The organism is Streptococcus sp. SN-1 (assembly GCF_041154385.1).
Classification (GTDB): domain Bacteria; phylum Bacillota; class Bacilli; order Lactobacillales; family Streptococcaceae; genus Streptococcus; species Streptococcus mitis_CT.
In genome coordinates this window covers 1976681-2000816 of sequence record NZ_AP028929.1, presented here as the reverse complement: position 1 = coordinate 2000816, position 24136 = coordinate 1976681, and the positions used below count along the sequence as shown (strand labels likewise).

Here is a 24136-nt window from a genome sequence, read left to right as displayed (position 1 = left end):
TGAAGTTAAATAGTCAAAAATTCAATGACATCTTCCAATTTATAATAAATTGTACGTGTTCCCTCTATGGGAGGTTCAAGTCGTTTTAATCCTTTATTTTCCCATGATTTCAACGTGTTGTGAGAAATCTGTAAAATTTTCAATAGTTCTTTCTGTGTGACTATTCCATGAGAATTATTACTTTGTAATTCTTGTTGAATGATAACAATGAGCATATTTAGTAGCTCTTCAATTTGATTTAATTTCGTCATATCTGTCATATAAGTTTTCCTTTCATCGTTTTACTTGAATACATCCCACGGCTTCTTTTCTTTCTTTAGTTCATCTTTTCGATTATTTAAAAATATAATCGTATCAGGAGAGGGTTTGTACTTTGTTTTGAAATGAATCAAAACATGCCTGAAAAACTCCTGAATTGATTCTTTACCGTAAATTTTATCAATCTTGTATAGAAATGATTCTAAACCGCTATTTTTCAATAAGTAAACATAGGTAGATAATAAATCATTTTTTCGCCGTGGTTTTGACCTCAATAAATCAAAATCAGTCGAAACGTATTCCAGCATAACCTTTGAAATATCCCATAATTCATCATTTTTGAAAAATAAATATTTGTCCGTAAATCGTTGAAAAATTAGGCTCGATAGTTCTTTATCATTTCTACATTTTAAAATATCTAAGCCTGTTTGGTTAGCGTAAGCCTGTCTGATTGACATTTCAAATCTCACCCAATCATCACATTTCAAGGCATCATCATAAAAGATGCCCTTTTTTTTCTCCTGCTCCAATTTTTTATCATAGATTCTTAACAATAGAGAGTTTCCTTTATTTGCTTTGCTACCAACATAAATTGTTTCTACTCTATTGTTTGTATTGAACGTACTGATATTTGACTGATTTTTTCTCAATTTAATTGTATTTGAAAAACTGTCAATGTATTTTGATTTTATTGTTGACTTATTTAATTCCTGATGAATCTGATTCACTTTCAAACCTTCATCTATAAAATCAATCGCAAAATCAATTTTGGAAACTCTACAACTACCACTAAAATAATTTTCTAATTCAAAAAATTTTTGAACTAATTGACGATACGAAATTTTTTGATTATCTTCTTCACGTCGCTTCATGTAGTGTTTTAAACCTTGACCTGAGAATTTGAGAAAAATTCCCATCCTTGAACTGTCTGTGTTAAAACATAATAGAATTTCAAATTCATCAAAATTGACAATATAATTGTAGCCTGCAAATCCTTTTTCATTTAACTTATAGTTAACCGTGTACTTTTCTAATTCCAATAATTCATCAATTTTTAAACAGATAGTTGAAGCAAATGCTTCATAATCAGACATCATTTCATTAAAGTCAGGCAAAAAAACAAATGCAATTTCATCTATATCGCATAAAATCATAGTAAAATAACTCCTTTTAGTTATATTGTAGTTAACCCCGTAAGGGGTGGGATGGGGGTCATTACTAGACCCCCATGAATGCTAGTACCCCATTATTTACACTTCTTTCTTAATCGTTGACCGTATAAAAACGCTAGTTTAAATGTACTAATCTTTTCCAATCCGTGTTCGTGTAGATTGATATTCCAGAACTTTCTTGGTTTACTGAACTGTCCATCAGTAGTCATGATGTATCCTGAAAATCGTGGCGCATGATTATCAATATTATCTATTTCTCCAAAGACCATTCTAGCTAATTCATCTGTTATAGCGCCATTTGATAAACAAATACGAACACCTAAATTATCTCGTATCGCTGTACTTAAAAGTTCTGACCTTGGTTGTTGCATACAGATACAGATATAGACACCACTAGAGCGAGAGCGAGACACAATAGACAAGACCAAATCTTGAACCCTTTTTCTCATCTTGTTATCTGTAATGCTTGAAAGCATAGCTGAATATTCTTCTATAATACATAGCTTCATCTTCATCTCTTTACCGAAATTCACAAAAGTTGCGCCAGTAATATCATCACGTGCTGACAATTTTGCAATTTCTTTTTCACGTTTCATAACTAATTCTAATAACTCTTCAAAGTATGCTAAAATCTCTTCACTGTCTGATAAAATAGTCCCAACTGGTAGAAAATTCCATGAGCTGAACTCAGATTTTACATCTAATATTGTTAAATCAACATCTTCATTGAACATAAATACTTGTGCAAGCATTGATTTTAAAAATGTTGTTTTTGAACTGTTTGTATTTCCGACTAATAAAATTTGAGGAGAACGTATGAATGAAAAGGTCAAGCCTTTTTCAACTGTTATTTCAAAATCATTAGCTGGTTTTAATTCTGTGATATGTTTAGGCTTCAGCTGTCTTGCTTTAGCTTCTACAATATCATCTAGTAAATAAATGAACTCTGTATTATCTTCACTTAACCAATAATCTAAAACAATGAGTGAACGGTTTTTACCCACTAAACACGCTGATAACATTTCCGCAAACTTTTCTAAATCGTCCGTAGTCTGGTCAGCTAATTTTTTGATTTTAACCGATATGCGCCTGCTTAGCTTTTCAAAGCACGCATGCGCTTTACTAACATCTATGAATTTGCTACCAACTTTGAGATTTGCAGTTGCTGAATCCAACAGTGCTTTGTGTGTTTGTCGTTCAATCAACCTTAGTTGATAGTATAGAGATACTGAGCCAATTTTTGATAGCTTTAAAACAAATCGAACCAGTAAAACAAGATTAACCAAAAGCAAGACAGCTATTCCAATTACTTCTAAATGAAAGCCAAGCTGTGCTTCACTTCTAAAAATCCCAATCTTTGTTCCTTTAAATAGTAGCCATCGAATAATACCACCACCAAATAGTAACCCAACTCCAAAAAATTGGAGTAGAGTTACTAGGCTTGGCAAGGTTGGCATCAGATGACCCGTATTTTTATTTAATTTATACCGAATCATAAATACCTACAAATTTCTTCCATTTCTTTTAACATCTTACGACGCATAAGTTCAAAATACATGTATGAACGAATGAAATCAGTGTAACGACCGTTTGAGTAAACCAAACTCAAATTCACGAAAGATGAAACTCGTCCTTGGACTTCAGAACGCATGTATGCTGATAAAATCTTTCGTAGTTCAATGGGCAAGTCTAAAGCTGATAAATCATCTAATTCTTTAGAAATATCTTTCATATCTATTTCCTCTCTACTTTAAACTAACTTCTTTAACATCTTCAGCCCAGACTTCGATGACATCAAAACTTTTATACTTGTATTTTCCTCTTGGATTGACCAATTGATACAAATGTCTAAACTGAATCTTATTCGCAATTTCTATCGTAGGAACAACAAGGCTAATCAACTTAACTGCGCCATCGTCTTTGGGCATTGATAAAAATACTTCATAACCAATTGATTTTTCTGAGAATACAGGGGCGTTTTTACCATTACTGTTTTTCTCAAACCCAACGATTGGGAAAAATGGTTTTGGCTCTGTAACACTTACTGCGACGCATGTAGAAATGTTGCTAAGAACTGGAGCAGTACGACGGTCATTTACAATTGAATCGCCTGATTGATTTGATTTGTTTCCGAACAAACCACTTTGTAGTAAATTTTGGTTAGCATTAACCATATTAATATTCCTCTACTAGCTTAAAGCTAGTTCTTTCTGTTAAATATTTCTTGTAAATATTTGAACGTTCTTTATTTACAAGACCAGTTTATCAAAAAATACATTGCATTTCCTTGTAAGAATTCAGGCAGGTATTTAAAAATATTTTATACAACTATTTTAATTATGTGACGTAAAACTAGCATATATAAAGGAAGAGAAATGTTGTATGATAAATCTCGTAAAATTAAAAATAAAACCGTTTGCAACATACAATATATTGTGTTATACTCTAACTATAACAAAAATGAAAGTAGGTAACTAAATGTATAGACATACTATAGAATTTTTAAAACGTGCAACAATTGATACAGTACCTGAGAAGATTAAAAATTTTAAAGCTGAACAGTTAGAGAAAGGGAAAAAATATTATTGGTATATGTTTTTACATGATGAAAGGTTTGGCGAATTAAGTAATAGTGGTGCTTACTATAGCGGAAACAAGGACACGGCTAAAGAAAAAATGAGTCGATTAATGAAAGATAGTCGAACTCATTTGTCTGAATATGTTTTAGAGTTGCTTGCTAAGAATATGAATTTAACTGTTTCAGAATTGCTTTGGGGGCATGAAGAAAACTGGAAGAAATTGCTTCCAAGTCTTTTCTATTTAATAGTTTTTGAATCTATTAGCTCATCTGATTTTAAAACAATTAGAGAGCAACAATTGAAATCGAATATGCTTGAAGCTTTGAAAGAGTCTGTCTTGTTTTCAAGTGAATTAGCTAAAAAAGAAATCGAAGCAGACCTATCTGATGGTATTGTTGCATTTGATATTTTTGATAAGAATTTATTTAAAGTTATTTCAAGACTTTATCAAAATGAAGTAGAAGAAAAATTTTACAGACTATTTAAAGAATTCTTTATTGAAAAAAAATATTATTTGAAAAAATTAGATAATAGAATAATTGATTTTGCGGAACGAGTGTATGAAGATGTTATTTTTGATAACAAACAAACAGAAGATTCGCTAGGGCTTCAGGTTTATCAGACTTCAAATTTATTTTTGAATGCGGATTATAGAGAATATAGAGCAAGCACTATACAAAAGAACTCCTTGAATGAACTAGTACTAGAAGATGGGGAAGTATTAGAACATTATTTAGAGGAAGAACAAAGAATGATAGTTGAACAAGTTTCAAAATTTGTAAATGGTTTAGATAAGCTTCAAAGAAAACAAGATGAACGCTTAGGCTATCGAAAGAACAACAAAAATTTATTCAAATATGGATTTAATGTTGTTCAATTTGATGAAAAATATTTTAAAGAATCAGAAGAGAAGATAGAAGAAACTATGATATCTACTGAACAAATGGCAGCAGATTTGAAAAAATTAGATATGTAAAAAACAACCGTTAAGATTTCATTCTTAGCGGTTGTTTATGTTGTTTAATAGGGTTGCTATTGCATCAATTATATCTGTTTTTTGTGGTTCTGGTATCTGTTCAAGTTGATTGATGATATTTTCAATTTCTTTGCTTTTTTCTGGAAACTCGAAATTAAAAAATGTTTTTTCATCTACTTCAAGAGCTATAAGTATTTTATTTAATGTTTGTATTTGAAAATTATATTTTTCATTTTCAATATTATGTATATGTTTAGAACCCAAACCAGCCAGTTCAGAAAGTTTTTCTTGGCTAAGTCCTTTGGTTAGTCGCAAATATCTAATTCTTTTTGCAATAAATGTTTGTAAGTTGTTTTGATTCATAGTTTTTACCTTTACCTAATATTATTTTAAAGATAAAAATTATAAATAATAAGTAGTACAAATTACACTTGTATACTATATAAGTGTTGAATATTACACTATATAATGATAAAATAGTGTAGTAAAACTATAAAAATTAGCTCATTTTATCAGCCATCAAAGGAGAAAATGATGAAGAAACTGAAACCCCTCACAACTTCAACAGCTATCGCGATTGCGTCAATTAGTGCGCCTGCATTTGCTCAGGAAGCAACTGCACCTGCTAAACCTGTTGAGTCAAATACTACTACTACCGCTGTTGCGAAACCACAAGTGAAACCACTTGAGAAAAGTGCTGTTGAAGCACCTGCTACAGTAAAACCTGCTCTTGACGCACAGAAAGCTGTTGTGAAAGAAGCTGACGCTAAAGTAGCCACTGCTGAAGCTAATGTAAAAGCAAAAGAAACTGCTCAAGCATCTGCTGAAAAAGAAGTAGCTAACGCAACTCAAGCTGTCAAAGACGCTGAAGTTGTTGCTAATCAAGCAACACCTGAAAAAGTTGCTGAAGTCAAAGATGCTCAAGCTAAGAACCTTGAAGCTCAGACTGCTAACCAAAAAGCAACTGAAGCTACAAATGCTGATCTTGCAAAAGAAAAAGAAGCTCTTTCAGCTGAACAAGCTAAAGTTGCAACTGCAAATGCTAAAGTTGCAGAAACAGCTAAAGACGTCAAAACAGCTGAACAAGCCGTTGCAAGCGCACAATCTGCCCTTGACGGTACTGGACTTGCTTCTGCTGAAAAAGACTTAAAACAAGCTCAAGCAGATGTCAAAGAAGCAACTAAATCAGTCGCAGATGCTCAAACTGCAAAAGAAAACGCATCTAAAGCAGATGCGAACCGCGCCCAAGCTATCAAATCAGCTGAAACAGACGTAAATACTAAAAATGACGCTGTCAAATTGGCTAAAGATAAACTTGCGAGCGCTACAGAACATGCTGACTCAGTTGAAAGCAAATTGCAATCAGCTCAAGCTGAACTAAAATCTGCTCAAGATAAATTAGCAAATACTGGTGTTGATACTGTCACAATCGCAGACTTGACTCAATTCAAGAAAGATAAAGCCGAAGGCGACTCAGACTTCATGACTGACTCTGGTGCCACTGTTATTGAAAATTCTTCAACAAAAATTAGTGAAGATGATAAAAACAAAATTGTTGATTTCAATAACATCACAGACGAACAAAAACAAGAACTTGCACTTTATAACTTGAAAGTTGTAAATGCTATTCGTAAAAATCTTGGTTTATCTGAGCTTGAATTGAACACTGGTTCAATGAAAGCAGCTCAAAACCAAATGGATAAATACATCGATAGAAACAAAGATATCCTAACTCATGGACATTTACCTGGTGATTACTTCGGTGAAAACGGTGGACCTATTGCTTTTGCTAAACATGGAACATCATTGACTATGTACAAAGTTAAGCAAGAAATCTACAATATTGTAATGTCACAAGCTTTCGCTGACGCTCCATCAAAATGGGGACACTCAAGCAATATTCAAAAAGCAATTTCACACCTTGGAGCATCATTTGGTATCATCGATGGTGAACTTTACAGCATTAACGTATATGGTGTATATGCTGGTTCAAAAATTGAAGAAACAAACGACACAGCATCTCTTGAAAAATCTGTTGAAACAGCTAAATCAAACCTTGCTCAAGCTGAAACTGCATCAGAAAATGCTAAACGTGCTTTGACAAAAGCTTCAACTGATTACGCAAGCGCACTCAGCTTGAAAACTGAAGCTGAAAAAGTCCTTGCTGACGCAATGGCTACACCACTTCAAGCCCAAGTTGCTGAAAACAACCTACGTTTGGCAGAAATTGCTCTTGACAATGCTAAAACTCGTGAAGCTAAAGCAAGTGAAGCAGTCGCTAACTTCTCAGCAAGTCTAACTGACAAGAAAGTTGCTCTTGAAAAAGCTCAAGACGCTCTTAAAGAAGCTCAAGCTGTTCAAAAATCTGCGTCACAAGCTCTTGCAGATGCTTCAGCTAAACTACAAACTCAAGAAGATAAAATCAACAGTTTGAAAGCACAAAGTGACAAATTGATTGCAGAAAAAGATGCTCTTGTTAAAGAAGCTAAGAAATTGGCTGAACAATTGCAAGAATATTTGGACGCACCTGCTAAACTAGCAACTGCTCAAGATATGAAAGCAAAAGCTGAAGCTAAACTTGAAACAGCAAAAGCTGAACTCAAGACTGCACAAACTGCTCTTGAAGAATTATTGTCTGCACAACGTACAGAAAAAGCTAAGTTGGCTGATTTGCAAGCAGAATACGATAAACTCGTTGACCTTGCAGAAAAAGCTCAAGAAAACGTTGTTGCCAAATTACCTGATGGAACAGTAATCGCTGTACCAAAAGTAGCACCTACTGCTCAAAATCTTCCAGAATTGAACCTTGCTGAAGTTGCTAAAGAAGACGCTAAAGATAGTGTTATCAAAACTCTTCCAAACGGAATAATCGTAGCTGTTCCAAATGTAGCTCCAACTGCTGAAGCGTTGCCTGAAGCAAATGTAGACGAATTGAAGAGATCTATTGATGGTGGGAAAGCAAATTCAGAAACATACTCAGCGCCAGCCGTTAAATCTACAGAAAACAAGAAACCGACTTATTCACGTGTTGAGCGTGCGAAATCATTACCAAACACTGGCGAAAACTCAAGTATTATCATGATGCTTCTAGGTGCTATTTTTGGAGTATTTGGACTTGTAACAGTACATAGAAAAAATTAGAATAATAAAAAATCTTCTTATTCATATAGGAAGATTTTTGTTAAAATATATTAGAAGAAATTAATAATGTGAGGATTAAAAAATGAGAACTCCTAAAAAATATAGTGATTTAATTAAGAATAAAGAAATAACAAATAAAATTATTGCAGAATGTATATATTCTGTTAATAAAAGAGCAAAAAACTATCGAGATAAAATAGAAGATTATAAGCAAGCTGGATTCTACAAATACAAAGAAAATAATATTGAAAATGCAAAAGAACAGAAACAAAAATACTATAGTATGAAAGAAGATTTATTATTAAACTTCAGACCAAAATTAATTCATAAACAGTATGTAGGGGAGAAAACACAACGTGTCTATAGTTATCAAAAAAATTTTGCAAAACTATATAATGAAAAAAGAAATGAAATAACTTGGGAAAATAGTTACTATGACTACGATAGAAATAGGGAAGTTGATTTTTTTGATTATAGCTTAGGTGAGAAAGAATATTTTTATTTCTTGTATTATGAAATTGGTGAATATAGTTTTCATTCCCCAATTACAGAAAAAAGGGCAGAAAAAAATACTCAATTAGAAATCAAAGAAATAGATGAGAATTTTAAAACCCATGGAGCTGATATAGTAGATTTACTTTCAACTCAGTTTGTTCAAAAAGTAATAGACTTATTAGATAGTGGAGATTATACAATTATAGAATAATTAAAAAAATCTTCTTATTAAATAGGAAGATTTTTTGGATTCACAAAATTAGTTGAAAAGACTGCGCTATTTAAACTAGTTTTGAGAATGACTATATTTTAGATTGTATCGATGTCTTGGTATATCTGATACAAATAGTGTAGAGGCATTATTTGAAATATATAAAGAAAAGGAACCCATCTTATAATGGAGTTCCTTTTGCTTTTTAATTGTCCGAATCAGTATTCTTATTTCAAAAAAGGTAGTGAAAAAGGTAGTGATTCGGTTGATTTTTATTGCAATGTAGTGAAATTTAAAATTTCAAGAATCGCTTAAAATCAAGGGCTCTCACATCTATTGACGTGTAGTGAATCCCTATTTCACCTCGGTGAACACAACGTGTTTGCGAAGTTTTGGTGAGTATTTCTTCAATTGAAGACGGTCTGGAGTGTTACGTTTGTTTTTAGAAGTAAGGTACAAGCGTTCACCAGATTCTTTGTGTTCAAGTGTAATATTTACGCGCATGGTATCTCCCTTCTATTATTCAGCTGATGCAGCTTTAGCGATTTTACGTCCTTTGTAGTATCCTTTAAGTGATACACGGTGAGAACGTGAGTAATCTCCAGTAGTTTCGTCAAAGTTTACAGATGGAGCTGTTACTTTGTAGTGTGTACGACGTTTGTTTTTCTTCGCTTTTGAAGTGCGACGTGCAGGTACTGCCATTTTGATTTCTCCTTTAGGTATTTATATTCGATTCAATCTACTGATTTTCATCAACCATACTAGGATAACACATTTTTTTTGTAAAGTAAAGTTACTTGACAAAAAAAGATGAAAAAATTCTCCTGTCCGACCTAGCAGACAGGAGAAGGTCTTAAATATCAATCTCAAATGGTTCATCAATGGTTTCTGATACGTATTTCCCGTCTTTCTTCCGTTGCTTGACACATTCTGTGAGGAGATATTCTATTTGTCCATTGACTGAACGAAAGTCGTCTTCTGCCCATGATGCGAGTGCAGCGTATAACTTTGTTGAGAGTCGAAGGGGGATCTGCTTTTTTTTAGCTTCAGCCATCTTTAGTAAAGACTTCCTGTGTTGACAATTGGTTGTGCATCATGATTGCCACAGAGAACGACTAGGAGATTTGAAACCATGGCAGCTTTTCGTTCTTCATCAAGCTCTACCAATTCCCCTTCATTGAGACGTTTTAGTGCCATTTCAACCATTCCTATTAATTGATGAGTCTGGGACAAAAGTCTAACCTTAAATATAAAAAGCGAACAAAACAAGTTATCTGACACTCAGAATTCTGTCTTGTTCGCTTTTTTGTCTAACCTATCGATTTTAAAAATTTATAATAAAGAATTCCTAAAACCAAAATCTTTTTGTCCCAGACTCATCAAAAGTCAATAGAAAGTTGACAAATAATCACTAAAAAGTTTCAGCCCAATAATTACTTGTAGGAAGTGAGATTATATTGTGCTGAAATACTCTTTTATTCTTATAACTTTTACACTATAATTGTAGTTAGAAAGGAAGAGAAATGTTTGATTATAGAGCACTAGTTATTTTGATGACTTTGATGGATCATTGTGAGCTATCATTATATGAATTATCTGTTAAGGTGAGCTTACCTATAAAGGAAGTCAAAGAAGGAATAGATTATTTAGTGCCTTATCTAGCTAATAAAGGGATAGTGCTGGATAAAAAACAAGGTCGCTATAGTTTATCAAATCGTACGAAGCAGTCTTTGACAGATATTATTAAGTCGGATGAATTGGTTTTACCAAAGTCGACTCGCTTAGCATTAATCTATCTTTACACTTTTTGCCGATTAGATTTTATATCGAATAATCATTACCAAGACTTTTTGAAAGTAAGTAAGAATACAACCTTATCGGATATTCAATCATTAAGAAAGATTATGTTAGATAATGATTTGGAGCTAGGGTACAGTAGAGCAAAAGGTTATACTTTACACGGTTCAGAGTGGAATAAGCACCGTTTAGCTTTTCAAATGGTTAGTGAGTTGCTGGAATCCTCCATAGGGATTTGGGGGTTGGATTATGTTTTATCCAGTTGGGGGTATTCATTAACTTATGATTTGATTGATCAGGTAGTTAAAGATTATTATGAAAAGCTACAGATAGTACCTATTGTTAATCAATTAAAAGTTTGCCTTTTCGGTTTAGTATTCATTATATGTAGGTATCAAAGAGATGTTGAAAGAGTATGTCTTTCAGAGACACTAGTATCTCCTATTATTCAAGATATAACGACTATTTTATTGGATACAGTAGTTGATTTGGGAATTATAGATACGGTATTTTCAGAGGATGATTATCGCTATATCACAGTTTTATTATCAAGTTGCTTTGAAGGTGAAGTAGATGTTGCTCCGGTTTACTTTAATCAATTAACCGAGGCTATTATAAGTAGAATGGAAGATATTTCTTTGTTACATTTTAAACAAAGAGAAGTATTGAGAGAAAATCTTCGTCGCCACCTTATACCGGCTTACTATAGATTAAAGTTCGGCTTACCTAGTTCAAATGAATATGTGTTGCATGTTAAAGAACATTATCCTGATTTATTTGAACTAGTAAAAGATTCTTTGACTCCCTTGATGGACGCTATTGACAAGCCCATACCTGATAGTGAAACAGCATATTTTGTTATCCATTTTGGAGGATATTTAAAGAAAGCAGACAATTTGCCTCAAAAATGTTATAAAGCAGCAATTATCTGTCCTAATGGAATTAGTTCTTCATTGATGATAAAAGAGAATCTATTAGCATTATTCCCTCAGATTGAGTTTATAGGAACCTCAAAGATTGATGATTTATATGCGAAAACTAGTAGTGACTATGATATGGTTTTTTCTACTATAAAGGTGGATACAGAGAAGCCAAATTATCTAGTTTCTGTTATGATGACGGAAGAACAAACAACACAGTTAGTTGAATTGGTATCAAAAGATTTCCCAGATACAGGCTATCGAGATATTGAGCTTAATCAGATAATTAGTATAGTAAGACGATATAGTATAATCACACAAGAATTAGAGTTAAAATTAGCATTAAAGAGGTATCTCTATCAAGAAATGAACAGAAAGGAAGTGTTACCATTGTTAGAAGAATTAATTACAAAAGAAACTTATCAGGTTAGTTCGGAAAAATTAGGATGGAAGGAGGCAATTCGTTTAGCAGCTAAACCGCTTTTGGATCAACATAAGATAACTGAGAACTACCCTGAGGCAATGATTCAAAAAGTAGAAGAGTTTGGGCCTTTTATTAATTTAGGGAAGGGAGTAGCAATTCCTCACGCTCGGCCAGATGAAGGTGTGAATGAAATAGGAATGTCAATGTTAGTTTTGGAAGAACCGATTTATTTATTGGATAATCCAGAACAAGAGGTAAGATTGTTGATTTGTATTGCAGCCATTGATAATGAGAGTCATTTAAAGGCTTTGTCACATTTAACAACAATTTTAAGAGATAAAAATCATGTTCAAACTTTAATATCATCAAAAAACTATGATGACATTGAAATGATAATTAAACAGGAGGATTAGATAATGTTAAAAATTGGTACAGCTTGTGGTTCAGGATTAGGTTCAAGTTTTATGGTACAGATGAATATTGAATCTGTATTGAGTGATTTGAATGTTTCAGATGTAGAAGTTGAACACTATGATTTAGGTGGAGCAGATCCAAATGCAGCTGATATTTGGATTGTTGGTCGTGATTTAGCTGATTCAGCTAGTCATCTTGGAGATGTTCGTATCTTAAATAGTATTATTGATATGGATGAACTACGAGAATTAATTACTAAACTTTGTGAAGAAAAAGGACTTATTTAGGAGGCTAGCGTCATGATGAAGTTCATATTGGATATTGTTAGTACACCAGCTATTTTAGTAGCTTTAATTGCAATCTTAGGATTAGTTCTTCAGAAGAAGAAATTACCTGATATTATTAAAGGTGGAATTAAGACTTTTGTTGGTTTCTTAGTTGTATCTGGTGGTGCAGGAATTGTACAAAATTCTTTGAATCCATTTGGTACCATGTTTGAACATGCTTTTCATTTATCTGGAGTTGTACCGAATAATGAAGCAATTGTAGCTGTAGCTTTAACAACATATGGCTCAGCTACTGCAATGATTATGTTTGCAGGTATGGTATTCAATATCTTAATTGCTCGTTTTACTCGATTCAAATATATCTTTTTAACAGGGCACCACACTCTATATATGGCGTGTATGATTGCGGTCATTTTATCAGTTGCTGGCTTTACTAGTTTGCCTCTTATCTTACTAGGAGGATTAGCACTCGGTATTATTATGAGTATTTCTCCAGCATTTGTACAAAAATATATGGTTCAATTAACTGGAAATGACAAGGTGGCTTTAGGCCATTTCAGTTCTTTGGGATATTGGTTGAGTGGTTTCACTGGTAGCCTTATCGGTGACAAATCAAAATCAACAGAGGACATTAAATTTCCAAAGAGTTTAGCTTTTTTACGTGATAGTACTGTTAGCATTACTTTATCCATGGCAATTATTTACATTATTGTAGCTATCTTTGCAGGGTCAGAGTATATAGAAAAAGAAATCAGTAGTGGTACAAGTGGTCTAGTTTATGCTTTACAATTAGCAGGTCAATTTGCAGCAGGTGTATTTGTTATTTTAGCAGGTGTTCGCCTTATTTTGGGTGAAATTGTTCCAGCCTTTAAAGGTATTTCAGAGCGTCTTGTACCTAATTCAAAACCTGCTTTGGATTGTCCGATTGTTTATACTTATGCACCTAATGCAGTCCTAATTGGATTTATCTCTAGTTTTGTTGGTGGTTTAGTAAGTATGGCAATTATGATTGCTTCAGGAACGGTTGTCATCTTACCAGGCGTTGTGCCTCATTTCTTCTGTGGAGCGACTGCAGGTGTCATTGGGAATGCATCTGGTGGTGTTCGTGGAGCCACTATTGGAGCATTTTTACAAGGTATTTTAATTAGTTTTCTTCCAGTCTTTTTAATGCCAGTTTTGGGAGGACTTGGTTTCCAAGGGTCAACTTTCTCAGATGCAGATTTTGGTCTATCAGGAATTATTTTAGGAATGTTGAATCAATTTGGCTCACAAGCAGGCATTGTTATTGGTCTTGTTCTTATTCTAGCAGTTATGTTTGGAGTATCCTTTATTAAAAAGCCATCTGCAAAGGAGGAATAAGGGATGATTTTAAGTGAAAATAGAGAAGATGAGTTAAGAAAATTTGCAACAAAAATCCGATTAAATACTCTTAGAACATTGAATCATCTTGGATTCGGCCATTATGGAGGGAGTCTGTCTATAGTAGAAGTTTTAGCAGTGCTTTATGGTGAAATAATGCCGATGACTCCAGAAATATTTGCGTCACGAGATAGAGATTATTTTGTTTTATCCAAGGGACATGCTGGACCAGCTTTGTACAGCACACTCTATTTGAATGGTTTCTTTGACAAAGAATTCTTACATTCTTTAAATACAAATGGAACCAAATTACCGTCTCATCCTGATAGAAATCTAACGCCGGGCATAGATATGACAACTGGCTCTTTAGGACAGGGAATTAGTGTTGCAACCGGACTTGCATATGGTCAGAGAATAAGAAAGAGTCCCTTTTATACTTATGCTATTGTTGGAGATGGTGAGTTAAATGAGGGACAATGTTGGGAGGCTATACAGTTTGCTTCTCATCAACAGTTATCCAATTTAATTGTATTTGTTGACGATAACAAAAAACAATTAGATGGTTTTACAAAGGATATTTGTAATCCAGGTGATTTTGTGGAAAAATTCTCAGCATTTGGATTTGAATCCATTAGAGTCAATGGTTCAGACATTAGAGAAATTTATGAAGGGATTGTCCAATTAAAACAGTCAAATAATCCATCACCTAAGTGTATTGTATTAGATACTATTAAAGGTCAAGGGGTTCGAGAGCTGGAAGAAATGAAATCCAATCATCATCTTCGCCCTACTGTAGAGGAGAGACAAATGTTAACTTCAGTTGTAGAAAGATTAAGTCAGGAATTGGAGGAAACAGAATGGTAAGAAGTACGAAAGAATTACGGCATGTATATAGAGATTTCCTTCTAGAGGCTAATCAAAGTTATTCTGACATAGTAGTTTTAGAAGCAGATTTGTCAAGTTCGATGGCTACTAATAATCTTGAAAAGGACTTTGCAGACCGTTATGTGAATGTTGGAATTATGGAAGCAGAAATGGTCGGGCTTGCAGCAGGGTTGTCTATTCAGGGGTTTAGACCTTATCTTCATACATTTGGCCCTTTTGCCTCACGAAGAGTCTTTGATCAATTATTTATTTCTCTTGGGTACGCACAATTGGATGCCACTGTGATTGGATCAGATGCAGGAGTAACTGCAGAGATGAATGGTGGGACACATATGCCATTTGAAGAAATTGGATTGTTACGTTTAATTCCTAAATCAATTATTTTCGAAGCAACTGATGATATCCAATTTCATGAAATCTTGAACCAGACATTAGACTTAAAAGGACTAAAATATATTCGAACAATTAGAAAAGCTCCAGAGGCTGTGTATCAAGGTGGAGAAGATTTTTCTAAAGGCTACATTGAGTTAAGACACGGTGAAGATGTTGTAATCGTTGCTTCTGGTATAATGGTTGCTCCAAGTATTCGAGTTGCGGATGAACTGTCTAAATTAGGTTATTCAGTAGGTGTGATAGATTTATTTAGAATCAAACCGATACCAGAACAGATAAAAACAATGTTAAGCGGAAAGACTATATTTACTGTAGAAAACCACAATCAGATAGGTGGAATTGGTAGTGCTTTATGTGAATTATTCTCTGATGATGGAATAACAAAAATTCATCGGATGGGTGTTCAAGAAAGATTCGGTCAAGTAGGGAAAATGGATTATCTTCTTAATGAGTATGGTTTGAGTGAATCGAATATAAAAGAGAAAGTTTTAGCGTTTTATAATGCAAGATAGATGTTAAATACACTTATCTGAAAGAACTTCTGTAAAAATTACATTACGTTATTTAAAGCGAGCGGATTAAAAGCATATTCTGGTAATCAGAAAGTGCCCTGATCCGCTTTGTTGTTTTTAATTTAAAATGTTTATATGTGTATAGAATTTTCTGAAAATTCAAGAATTTTCTTCTGTTCATTGCTTTTAAAATGTGCTATAATAGTAAAAACTGAAATGGGAGGGAACAAATGACTGAATTAGATAAACGTCACCGCAGTAGCATTTATGACAGCATGGTAAAATCGCCAAACCGTGCTATGCTTCGTGCGACTGGTATGACAGATAAGGACTTTGAAACACCGATTGTGGGAGTGATTTCGACTTGGGCGGAAAATACACCGTGTAACATTCACTTGCATGATTTCGGGAAATTGGCCAAAGAAGGTGTTAAATCGGCAGGTGCTTGGCCTGTGCAGTTTGGGACTATCACTGTAGCGGACGGGATTGCCATGGGAACGCCTGGTATGCGTTTTTCTTTGACATCTCGTGACATCATTGCGGACTCAATCGAGGCAGCTATGGGTGGCCACAACGTGGATGCCTTCGTCGCTATCGGTGGCTGTGACAAGAACATGCCTGGATCCATGATTGCTATTGCCAATATGGATATTCCGGCTATTTTCGCCTATGGTGGAACCATTGCACCGGGAAATCTTGATGGCAAAGACATCGACTTGGTTTCTGTTTTTGAAGGTATCGGAAAATGGAATCACGGTGACATGACGGCTGAGGATGTGAAACGTCTTGAATGTAATGCCTGCCCTGGCCCTGGTGGCTGTGGTGGTATGTACACAGCTAATACCATGGCGACTGCTATCGAAGTTCTCGGTATGAGTTTGCCAGGGTCTTCCTCTCACCCAGCTGAATCAGCTGATAAGAAAGAAGACATCGAAGCAGCAGGACGTGCTGTTGTTAAGATGCTGGAGCTTGGTCTCAAACCGTCAGATATCTTGACTCGTGAAGCCTTTGAAGATGCCATCACTGTGACGATGGCTCTCGGTGGTTCTACCAATGCCACTCTTCACTTGCTTGCCATTGCCCATGCTGCCAATGTTGACTTGTCACTTGAGGACTTCAATACGATTCAAGAGCGTGTGCCTCACTTGGCCGATTTGAAACCATCTGGTCAGTATGTCTTCCAAGACCTCTACGAAGTCGGTGGTGTGCCTGCGGTTATGAGATATCTCTTGGCAAATGGATTCCTTCATGGAGACCGCATCACATGTACTGGTAAGACTGTCGCTGAGAACTTGGCTGACTTTGCAGACCTCACACCGGGTCAAAAAGTCATTATGCCACTTGAAAATCCAAAACGTGCAGATGGTCCGCTTATCATCTTGAACGGGAACCTTGCCCCTGACGGTGCTGTTGCCAAGGTATCAGGTGTTAAAGTGCGTCGTCACGTTGGACCAGCTAAGGTCTTTGACTCAGAAGAAGATGCGATTCAGGCTGTTCTGACAGATGAAATCGTTGATGGCGATGTAGTTGTTGTTCGTTTCGTTGGGCCTAAGGGTGGTCCTGGTATGCCTGAGATGCTGTCACTTTCATCAATGATTGTTGGTAAAGGTCAAGGAGACAAGGTTGCCCTCTTGACAGATGGTCGTTTCTCTGGTGGTACTTATGGTCTGGTTGTTGGACATATCGCCCCTGAAGCTCAGGATGGTGGACCAATTGCCTACCTTCGTACAGGTGATATCGTTACGGTTGACCAAGATACCAAAGAAATTTCCATGGCCGTATCTGAAGAAGAACTTGAAAAACGTAAGGCAGAAACAACCTTGCCACCACTTTACAGTCGTGGTGTCCTCGGTAAATACGCTCATATCGTATCATCTGCTTCACGCGGAGCCGTGACAGACTTCTGGAATATGGACAAGTCAGGTAAAAAATAAACTCATACTCTTTGAAAATCTCTTCAAACCACGTCAACGTCGCCTTGCTGTATATATGTTACTGACTTCGTCAGTTCTATTTACAACCTCAAAGCAGTGCTTTGAGCAACCTGCGGCTAGTTTCCTAGTTTGTTCTTTGATTTTCATTGAGTATCAAAAAGCAAGCCAACTTCGGCTTGCTTTTTTTCATCTTTAAAAGTTATTGATCTGCTTAACGAGGTGGCAGTCCAAGGGCAATGCGGCCGTAGCGACTGATTCGTGTGATTTTCCAAGCAGGCGACCAGGTAACTTCAACCTTGACATCTTCGATACCCTCGATTTGTTTCAGACCTGCCACGATTTCGATAGGCAGGCTTTCGGCACAATCACAGGCAGTGTCGGTGAAGGTCATGACAATCTTGCAGAGACCTGTCTCATCCAGATTGATTTCATAAATCAGTCCTAGATTGTAAACATCCAATTCCACATCTGTATCAAAAACCTTCTCTAGTTTTTCGATAATTTGGTCTTGCAAGGCCAAAGCACTGTCATTGATTTTGATATCCTCTCTCATTACAGTCCCTCCACGTGATAAATATCCTCTATTTTCTCATAATTCTGACAATTTGGCAAGTTTTTGATGAATTTTCTGAAAAATATGATAAAATGAAGAAAATACTGAATCAAGGGGAAGCCTATGGAGCAGATTGGAAAAGTCTTTAGACAATTACGAGAGTCAAGAAATATCTCGCTGAGACAAGCAACTGGGGGACAATTTTCGCCGTCTATGTTATCTCGCTTTGAAACAGGTCAGAGTGAGCTTTCGGTGGAAAAGTTTTTATTTGCCCTAGAAAATATATCTGCTAGTGTAGAGGAAATTCTCTTTCTGGCGAGAGGTTTTCAGTATGATACAGATTCTGAGTTGAGAAAAGAAATCATAGCTGTCTTGGATCCAAAGAATATAGCTCCGCTTGAGGACTTGTATCGCAGGGAGTATCAAAAGCATGCCCATTCTCAAAATAAACAGAAACATATCCTAAATGCCATTCTTATCAAGTCTTACATGAAGAGCATGGACGAAAGGGTAGAGTTAACGGCAGAGGAGGGGAAAGTCCTTCATGATTATTTGTTTTCTACCGAAATCTGGGGAATCTATGAACTCAATTTATTTTCAGTCAGTTCACCATTTCTATCTGTTTCTCTTTTCACTAGGTATGTTAGAGAGATGGTACGAAAATCTGATTTTCTAATGGAAATGTCTGGCAATCGAAACCTTTTTCACACTATGCTATTGAATGGTTTTTTAGCCAGCATTGAGTGTGAAGAATTTACCAATGCCTCTTATTTTAAACGTGTTATCGAAGAGCATTTCTACAATGAAAATGAAACCTATTTCCGAATTGTCTATTTGTGGGCGGAAGGTCTCCTTGATAGCAAGCAAGGTAGAGTCAAGGAAGGCCAGAAAAAGATGGAGGATGCTGTCCGTATTTTTGAGATGCTTGGCTGTAACAAATCTGCCGAATACTATAGAAAAACGACCGATTGTTGAATATCTGCAAACCAAGAAAAAAATTTGAAATTTGAAGCGATAGAACTGTTGGGCTCTCTCGTGTCACTGGAGAAATTCTATCGTTTCTTTTTACTCATTTTTTTGTTGCATATATTCAAAAGTTTTCCTCTAAAATTTCTAAGTGCTATACTGTAGTCATACTTCATATAGAACTTATACTCTTCGAAAATCAAATTCAAACCACGTCAGCTTCACCTTGCCGTACTCAAGTACAGCCTTCGGCTAGCTTCCTAGTTTGCTCTTTGATTTTCATTGAGTATTTGAACAAGAAGGGAGATTACCTATGAAACTATTGTTTAGAAATCAAGCTTATCGACTCTTGACTTTGTCACGCTTCTTCAATGCTTTTGGTGCTTCAATTTTTAACCTGGTATTTATCGTCTATGCATCGACCTTGCCACAAGCCTCCTTTGCTGTTGCTATGGCGAATATTGTCATGCTTCTTCCTACTCTCTTTACAGTTTTTGTAGGGATTCGAGCAGATTATACGAGGGACAAGGTCAAATGGATGGTCTATAGCGGTTTGTTTCAGGCGGTTTTATTTTTTCTGGCAGCCCTAGTTGTTCAGCAAGCTACTCTATTTGCCTTTTCTACTCTGTGTTTGATCAATGTCATTAGTGATGTCATCAGTGATTTTGCCGGTGGTTTGCGCATGCCTCTTATTAAGGAAAAAGTAGCTGAAGATGATCTGATGGAGGCTTATTCTTTTTCACAGTTCATCACCTATATTTCAGCTATTGGTGGTCAAGCTTTCGGGGTCTGGCTCTTAGGTCTATCAGTCAACAATTTTTCTCTCGTTGCGGGAATCAATGCCTGTTTCTTCCTCGTATCAGCCTCTGTTCTCTTTTTAGGAAAAAGCAAATTGAGACTGTCAATGTCATCTGCTGATGGTGAATTACATAAAAATGAGAAGCTTTCTATCAAAGATCAATTTCTAACGATTTATAGAAATTTACGTCTCGTTTTTCTTAAAGGTGGACAGAAAAACTTTGGTTTTATGCTCTTTGCTGTCTTGCTTATCAATGCCTTGGGTGGCGCTTTGGGTGGAATTTATAATATCTTCTTTTTGAGCCATTCTCTCTTGAATTTTTCTTACACAGAGGCACTATTTATCAGTCAATTCGGTGCTTTGTTAGCAGTCATCATCAGTAGTCTTACGGGAAATGATTATTTTGGGAAACAGTCCTTGCCTAGATTGATGATGTGGGTTACCGTAGGACTCAGTCTAATTGGTCTGGCTAATTTATTCAATCAAGTCGTACTTGGTTTGCTATTTCTCTTTTCAACTCTATATGTGTCTGGTAAAGTTCAACCAAAGATTAGTGCCATGCTCATGAAAAATCTAGCTCCAGAGGTTTTAGCTCGTACCAGTAATTTTTTAGGTCTCTTGTTTACCTTATCCATACCTGTGGGAACAGCCTGTTTTTCACTTGTAGCTGTATGGAATATACAGTTGACTTGGATGCTATTTGTTGGTCTTTCCTTCCTGGCTATTCTTTTGACAATCCTTAATCTCAAAAATGATATCTAATACTCTTCGAAAATCAAATTCAAACCATGTCAACGTCGCCTTGCCGTACTCAAGTACAGCCTGCGGCTAGTTTCCTAGTTTGCTCTTTGATTTTCATTGAGTATAAATCCTAATTTTTTCTTACTGTTTTAATCCCTCTATTTATGGTAAAATAAGACTATTAAGTTTAAAGAGGATTCCCTATGAAATTACAAAAACCAAAAGGAACGCAGGATATTTTACCTGCTGAATCTGCCAAATGGCAGTACGTTGAGGGCTTTGCCCGTGAGATTTTCAAGCGCTATAACTATGCAGAAGTGCGCACGCCTATTTTTGAGCACTACGAGGTCATCAGCCGCTCTGTCGGAGATACAACGGATATCGTAACCAAGGAAATGTACGATTTCTATGATAAGGGTGACCGCCATATCACCCTCCGTCCAGAAGGAACTGCTCCCGTTGTTCGTTCCTATGTGGAAAATAAACTCTTCGCGCCAGAAGTGCAAAAGCCAAGCAAGTTCTACTACATGGGCCCAATGTTCCGTTATGAGCGTCCGCAGGCAGGGCGTTTGCGCCAGTTCCACCAGATTGGGGTTGAGTGTTTTGGCTCTAGCAATCCAGCTACCGATGTGGAAACCATCGCGATGGCAGCCCATTTCTTGAAAGAAATCGGCATCCAAGGTGTCAAATTGCACCTCAACACTCTTGGAAATCCTGAGAGCCGTGCGGCCTACCGCCAAGCTTTGATTGACTATTTGACACCGCTCAAGGAGATCTTGTCTAAGGATAGCCAACGTCGTTTGGAGGAAAATCCTCTCCGTGTCTTGGACTCTAAGGAAAAAGAAGACAAGGTGGCAGTAGAGAATGCACCGTCTATCTTGGACTTCCTTGATGAAGAAAGCCAAGCCCACTTTGATGCTGTGCGTCAGATGTTGGAAAATCTTGGAGTAGACTATATCATCGATACCAATATGGTGCGTGGTCTGGACTACTACAACCACACCATTTTCGAGTTTATCACTGAGATTGAGAGCAATGACCTGACAGTTTGTGCGGGTGGCCGTTACGATGGTTTGGTTTCTTACTTTGGAGGCCCTGAAACTGCTGGATTTGGTTTTGGACTTGGTGTAGAGCGCCTGCTTCTCATTCTTGAAAAGCAAGGTGTGGCCCTCCCTATCGAAAACGCCCTAGATGTCTATATCGCAGTCTTGGGAGAAGGAGCAAATGTCAAAGCCTTGGAGTTGGTACAAGCCCTTCGCCAACAAGGATTCAAAGCAGAGCGTGATTACCTCAACCGTAAACTCAAAGCTCAGTTTAAGTCAGCCGATGTCTTTGCGGCTAAGACCCTCATCACCCTAGGAGAGAGCGAAGTCGAAAGCGGACAAGTAACGGTTAAGAACAACCAAACCCGAGAAGAAGTGCAAGTGTCGCTTGAGACAATCAGCCAAAATTTCTCAAAAATCTTTGAAAAACTAGGATTTTAATAACAGAAAAACTGGTCAGAAAACTACTCTGACCTTTTTCTTTTGCAAAATGACAAAAATCATAAACTTTTTGACAAATATACTTGTCAAAAAGAAAAAGATGTGTTACAATGTAAGCAAGTTAAGAGAAAAGGAGAAAGGAATGCTTAAAAATCGTCTAAAAGAGCTTCGGGCTCGCGATGGTCTGAATCAAACCGACCTAGCCAAGCTAGCTGGGGTTTCCAGACAGACCATTAGCCTACTAGAACGGGATGAGTACACCCCATCCATTATCATTGCCCTGAAAATATCTCAAATTTTCAACGAAACAGTCGAATCGGTATTTCGCTTGGAGGAGGACGAGTGATGAACAAGTTTAAAGTGATTTATTACATGAGTGTTCTTGCCCTCATTGTGAATGCTTTCGCTATGATTGGAACATTACTGGGGTGGTTCTATTTTGTTGAAAGTAAGTATTTGTTTTGGCTTAATTTAGCCCTCGTGTCCATTTTCAATCGGTTGAAGAAAAAGGAGAAAAATGATGAGCAAGTATAAAGTGATTTATTATGTAGTTGCCATAGCTCTATTAGTCAGCGTATTTCTACTGATTGGGATAGACTTAGGCTGGTTTAGTCCCTATCAAAGTAACAAATTTGTTTGGGCCTATTTTGCCCTCATACCAGTAATTGAATGGATTGAAAAGAAATCAAAAAATCTAGCAAGTGAAAAAGGAGAATGAATATGAAAGAGTTTTTAGCAGGTTTTCAAGTAGATACTGAGAACAAAGAACTTGCAGGTGTCTGTGCAGGTTTAGGAAATTATCTTAATATCAAGACTAACGTCATCCGTTTAGTAGCAATTTTGCTGTTTCTTTCGTCAACAGAGTTTGGGATTTTAACAGTCATCCTATATGCTTATCTAGCAGGCTGGCTTGGGAGAGATCCTTTAGGAGAAGGGGCGAAAAAAGCAAGAAACCAAGCTATTCTCTTGTTTGCTGTTTGTTTGATTTTAGTATCACTTGGAACAGAGGGCTTGACAGCTATTTATGAATCAGGTAAAGTGTTTGGTCGGTGGTTAGTTGGATTGGTTTAATATAGAAGGAGAATGAATATGAAAAAGAAACGTGGATTGTTATTATTTTTAATGTCTATTGTCTTGGGATTTTTTTTGGCCATGTTTGTAGGGACGTTTAAGGCACTTGCTGAATCCCACGGAATTATGTTAGATGTAAAAGTCTTGATACCATGGATATCAGCTATTTGTTTAGTGTTAGGTTTCATTAGCATTCTTTTGACATTCAATTTCTTAAAGAAAAGCAGAAAATTTCATTCCTTGTATCAAGAGGAAATGGATGATGATCTGAATGAAACCTATTATGTGCAAATGTATCGGAATCTCGAGTTTGGAACCATTGCTTTTAATATTGCAAGCGTAGCGATTTTATTGGCTCTTTTCATCTCAGGTAGTGAAGTGATTGTACCAAATAGAAGCAATCTAACCTTATCTCTTTCTTTTTTGGGATTAGTGCTGATTTTCAGTGTTCAAAAATATCTTTTTAAGACCATTGCGATTGTTCGTCAGTTTGATTTGGCATTTTTCTCAACACCAAAGGATGTCTTAGAGTATGTAAATTCTTATGATGAAGGGGAGCGACAAGCTAATTTAGAACAGAGTTTTCGGATTTTATTCCAATTAAATCAGTATGTCTTACCAATCTTGTATATTTTTCTTTTTTTCATTTCTGTCTTGACAGGAGAGATTCAGTTACTAGCCTTCTTGCTTGTAGGAGCAATCCATATTTATATCAATGTGATGCAGTTACCTATGGTAAAACGTTATTTCAAATAAAGGAGTTTC

At 36.0% G+C, this 24136-nt stretch carries 28 protein-coding genes; 17 read left to right on the top strand and 11 right to left on the bottom strand.

From position 1 onward, the window contains the following. Positions 1-5 precede the first annotated feature (5 nt). From ACAM22_RS09345 to ACAM22_RS09325, 5 genes are all read right to left on the bottom strand, one after another. Positions 6-260, bottom strand: a complete 255-nt coding sequence (locus ACAM22_RS09345) for a helix-turn-helix transcriptional regulator (RefSeq protein WP_369606739.1) — start codon at positions 258-260, stop codon at positions 6-8. A gap of 21 nt (positions 261-281) precedes the next feature. Further along, positions 282-1412 carry a replication initiation factor domain-containing protein gene (locus ACAM22_RS09340; protein ID WP_369606738.1) on the bottom strand — a complete coding sequence of 377 codons (1131 nt, stop codon included), beginning with the start codon at positions 1410-1412 and terminating at the stop codon, positions 282-284. Between the two features lie 92 nt (positions 1413-1504). Continuing rightward, positions 1505-2926, bottom strand: coding sequence for an FtsK/SpoIIIE domain-containing protein (locus tag ACAM22_RS09335; protein ID WP_369606737.1), 1422 nt, complete (start codon positions 2924-2926; stop codon positions 1505-1507). Then, positions 2923-3162 carry a hypothetical protein gene (locus tag ACAM22_RS09330; RefSeq protein WP_369606736.1) on the bottom strand — a complete coding sequence of 80 codons (240 nt, stop codon included), beginning with the start codon at positions 3160-3162 and terminating at the stop codon, positions 2923-2925. Before ACAM22_RS09330 ends, ACAM22_RS09335 begins: the two co-directional genes overlap by 4 nt. 13 nt (positions 3163-3175) lie before the next feature. Further along, positions 3176-3604, bottom strand: coding sequence for a hypothetical protein (locus ACAM22_RS09325; RefSeq protein WP_369606735.1), 429 nt, complete (start codon positions 3602-3604; stop codon positions 3176-3178). A gap of 304 nt (positions 3605-3908) precedes the next feature. On the opposite strand from ACAM22_RS09325, the gene ACAM22_RS09320 reads away from it, so the two are divergent. Next, on the top strand, positions 3909-4985 hold the full coding sequence (locus tag ACAM22_RS09320; protein WP_369606734.1) for a hypothetical protein: 1077 nt from the start codon (positions 3909-3911) through the stop codon (positions 4983-4985). Between the two features lie 24 nt (positions 4986-5009). Here the strand turns inward: ACAM22_RS09320 and ACAM22_RS09315 are convergent, their stop codons facing one another. Further along, positions 5010-5348, bottom strand: a complete 339-nt coding sequence (locus ACAM22_RS09315; protein ID WP_049513271.1) for a helix-turn-helix domain-containing protein — start codon at positions 5346-5348, stop codon at positions 5010-5012. Positions 5349-5519: 171 nt separating this feature from the next. On the opposite strand from ACAM22_RS09315, the gene ACAM22_RS09310 reads away from it, so the two are divergent. After that, the gene (locus ACAM22_RS09310) at positions 5520-8126 is read left to right on the top strand and encodes an SEC10/PgrA surface exclusion domain-containing protein (RefSeq protein ID WP_369606733.1); all 2607 of its coding nucleotides are present in this window, start codon (positions 5520-5522) and stop codon (positions 8124-8126) included. Between the two features lie 82 nt (positions 8127-8208). Next, the gene (locus ACAM22_RS09305) at positions 8209-8832 is read left to right on the top strand and encodes a hypothetical protein (protein ID WP_369606732.1); all 624 of its coding nucleotides are present in this window, start codon (positions 8209-8211) and stop codon (positions 8830-8832) included. Positions 8833-9186: 354 nt separating this feature from the next. Here ACAM22_RS09305 and rpmG read toward each other — a convergent pair whose 3' ends face one another. The 4 genes from rpmG to ACAM22_RS09285 all read right to left on the bottom strand — a co-directional run bounded on the left by rpmG (position 9187) and on the right by ACAM22_RS09285 (position 10029). Then, positions 9187-9336: a 50S ribosomal protein L33 gene (gene rpmG / locus ACAM22_RS09300; RefSeq protein WP_001265622.1), complete on the bottom strand. Its 150-nt coding sequence runs from the start codon at positions 9334-9336 to the stop codon at positions 9187-9189. Between the two features lie 15 nt (positions 9337-9351). After that, on the bottom strand, positions 9352-9534 hold the full coding sequence (gene rpmF / locus ACAM22_RS09295) for a 50S ribosomal protein L32 (protein ID WP_000290417.1): 183 nt from the start codon (positions 9532-9534) through the stop codon (positions 9352-9354). Positions 9535-9685: 151 nt separating this feature from the next. Further along, positions 9686-9886, bottom strand: coding sequence for a PTS ascorbate transporter subunit IIC (locus ACAM22_RS09290; protein WP_000796544.1), 201 nt, complete (start codon positions 9884-9886; stop codon positions 9686-9688). A gap of 2 nt (positions 9887-9888) precedes the next feature. After that, positions 9889-10029: a hypothetical protein gene (locus tag ACAM22_RS09285; RefSeq protein ID WP_198429497.1), complete on the bottom strand. Its 141-nt coding sequence runs from the start codon at positions 10027-10029 to the stop codon at positions 9889-9891. Between the two features lie 326 nt (positions 10030-10355). Between ACAM22_RS09285 and ACAM22_RS09280 the strand changes: the two genes are divergently transcribed. The 6 genes from ACAM22_RS09280 (at position 10356) to ilvD (ending at position 17757) form a co-directional block, all read left to right on the top strand. Continuing rightward, entirely contained in the window at positions 10356-12386 is a 2031-nt protein-coding gene (locus ACAM22_RS09280) for a BglG family transcription antiterminator (RefSeq protein ID WP_261031789.1), read from the top strand. A gap of 3 nt (positions 12387-12389) precedes the next feature. Next, entirely contained in the window at positions 12390-12674 is a 285-nt protein-coding gene (locus ACAM22_RS09275; RefSeq protein WP_000912476.1) for a PTS sugar transporter subunit IIB, read from the top strand. Between the two features lie 12 nt (positions 12675-12686). After that, on the top strand, positions 12687-14033 hold the full coding sequence (locus ACAM22_RS09270) for a PTS ascorbate transporter subunit IIC (RefSeq protein ID WP_261031788.1): 1347 nt from the start codon (positions 12687-12689) through the stop codon (positions 14031-14033). 3 nt (positions 14034-14036) lie between these two features. Then, a complete protein-coding gene (locus ACAM22_RS09265) occupies positions 14037-14897 on the top strand; it encodes a transketolase (protein WP_261031787.1) in 861 nt (286 codons plus the stop codon). Next, on the top strand, positions 14891-15823 hold the full coding sequence (locus ACAM22_RS09260) for a transketolase family protein (protein ID WP_261031786.1): 933 nt from the start codon (positions 14891-14893) through the stop codon (positions 15821-15823). Before ACAM22_RS09265 ends, ACAM22_RS09260 begins: the two co-directional genes overlap by 7 nt. Positions 15824-16053: 230 nt before the next feature. After that, positions 16054-17757 carry a dihydroxy-acid dehydratase gene (gene ilvD, locus ACAM22_RS09255; protein WP_000137346.1) on the top strand — a complete coding sequence of 568 codons (1704 nt, stop codon included), beginning with the start codon at positions 16054-16056 and terminating at the stop codon, positions 17755-17757. A gap of 211 nt (positions 17758-17968) precedes the next feature. Here ilvD and ACAM22_RS09250 read toward each other — a convergent pair whose 3' ends face one another. After that, positions 17969-18310: a metal-sulfur cluster assembly factor gene (locus ACAM22_RS09250; protein ID WP_261072815.1), complete on the bottom strand. Its 342-nt coding sequence runs from the start codon at positions 18308-18310 to the stop codon at positions 17969-17971. A gap of 123 nt (positions 18311-18433) precedes the next feature. Here ACAM22_RS09250 and rgg point away from each other — a divergent pair, with 123 nt between their 5' ends. The 8 genes from rgg to ACAM22_RS09210 all read left to right on the top strand — a co-directional run bounded on the left by rgg (position 18434) and on the right by ACAM22_RS09210 (position 24127). Then, positions 18434-19285, top strand: coding sequence for a quorum-sensing system transcriptional regulator Rgg (rgg, locus tag ACAM22_RS09245; RefSeq protein ID WP_261072813.1), 852 nt, complete (start codon positions 18434-18436; stop codon positions 19283-19285). A 304-nt stretch (positions 19286-19589) separates the two neighbouring features. Continuing rightward, complete coding sequence (locus ACAM22_RS09240; RefSeq protein ID WP_369606731.1) at positions 19590-20837, top strand: transporter; 1248 nt, start codon at positions 19590-19592, stop codon at positions 20835-20837. A gap of 182 nt (positions 20838-21019) precedes the next feature. After that, on the top strand, positions 21020-22300 hold the full coding sequence (gene hisS / locus ACAM22_RS09235) for a histidine--tRNA ligase (RefSeq protein WP_369606730.1): 1281 nt from the start codon (positions 21020-21022) through the stop codon (positions 22298-22300). Between the two features lie 142 nt (positions 22301-22442). Next, on the top strand, positions 22443-22646 hold the full coding sequence (locus tag ACAM22_RS09230; protein WP_031237122.1) for a helix-turn-helix transcriptional regulator: 204 nt from the start codon (positions 22443-22445) through the stop codon (positions 22644-22646). Continuing rightward, positions 22646-22834, top strand: a complete 189-nt coding sequence (locus ACAM22_RS09225; RefSeq protein WP_001031934.1) for a hypothetical protein — start codon at positions 22646-22648, stop codon at positions 22832-22834. Before ACAM22_RS09230 ends, ACAM22_RS09225 begins: the two co-directional genes overlap by 1 nt. Then, positions 22821-23018 (top strand): hypothetical protein, encoded by a 198-nt coding sequence (locus ACAM22_RS09220; RefSeq protein WP_369606729.1) that lies wholly within the window; start codon positions 22821-22823, stop codon positions 23016-23018. The genes ACAM22_RS09225 and ACAM22_RS09220 overlap by 14 nt, the downstream gene beginning before the upstream one ends. Before the next feature lie 2 nt (positions 23019-23020). Continuing rightward, the gene (locus ACAM22_RS09215) at positions 23021-23371 is read left to right on the top strand and encodes a PspC domain-containing protein (RefSeq protein WP_369606728.1); all 351 of its coding nucleotides are present in this window, start codon (positions 23021-23023) and stop codon (positions 23369-23371) included. 18 nt (positions 23372-23389) lie between these two features. Further along, positions 23390-24127, top strand: a complete 738-nt coding sequence (locus ACAM22_RS09210) for a DUF3169 family protein (RefSeq protein ID WP_369606727.1) — start codon at positions 23390-23392, stop codon at positions 24125-24127. The last annotated feature ends 9 nt before the right edge of the window (positions 24128-24136 follow it).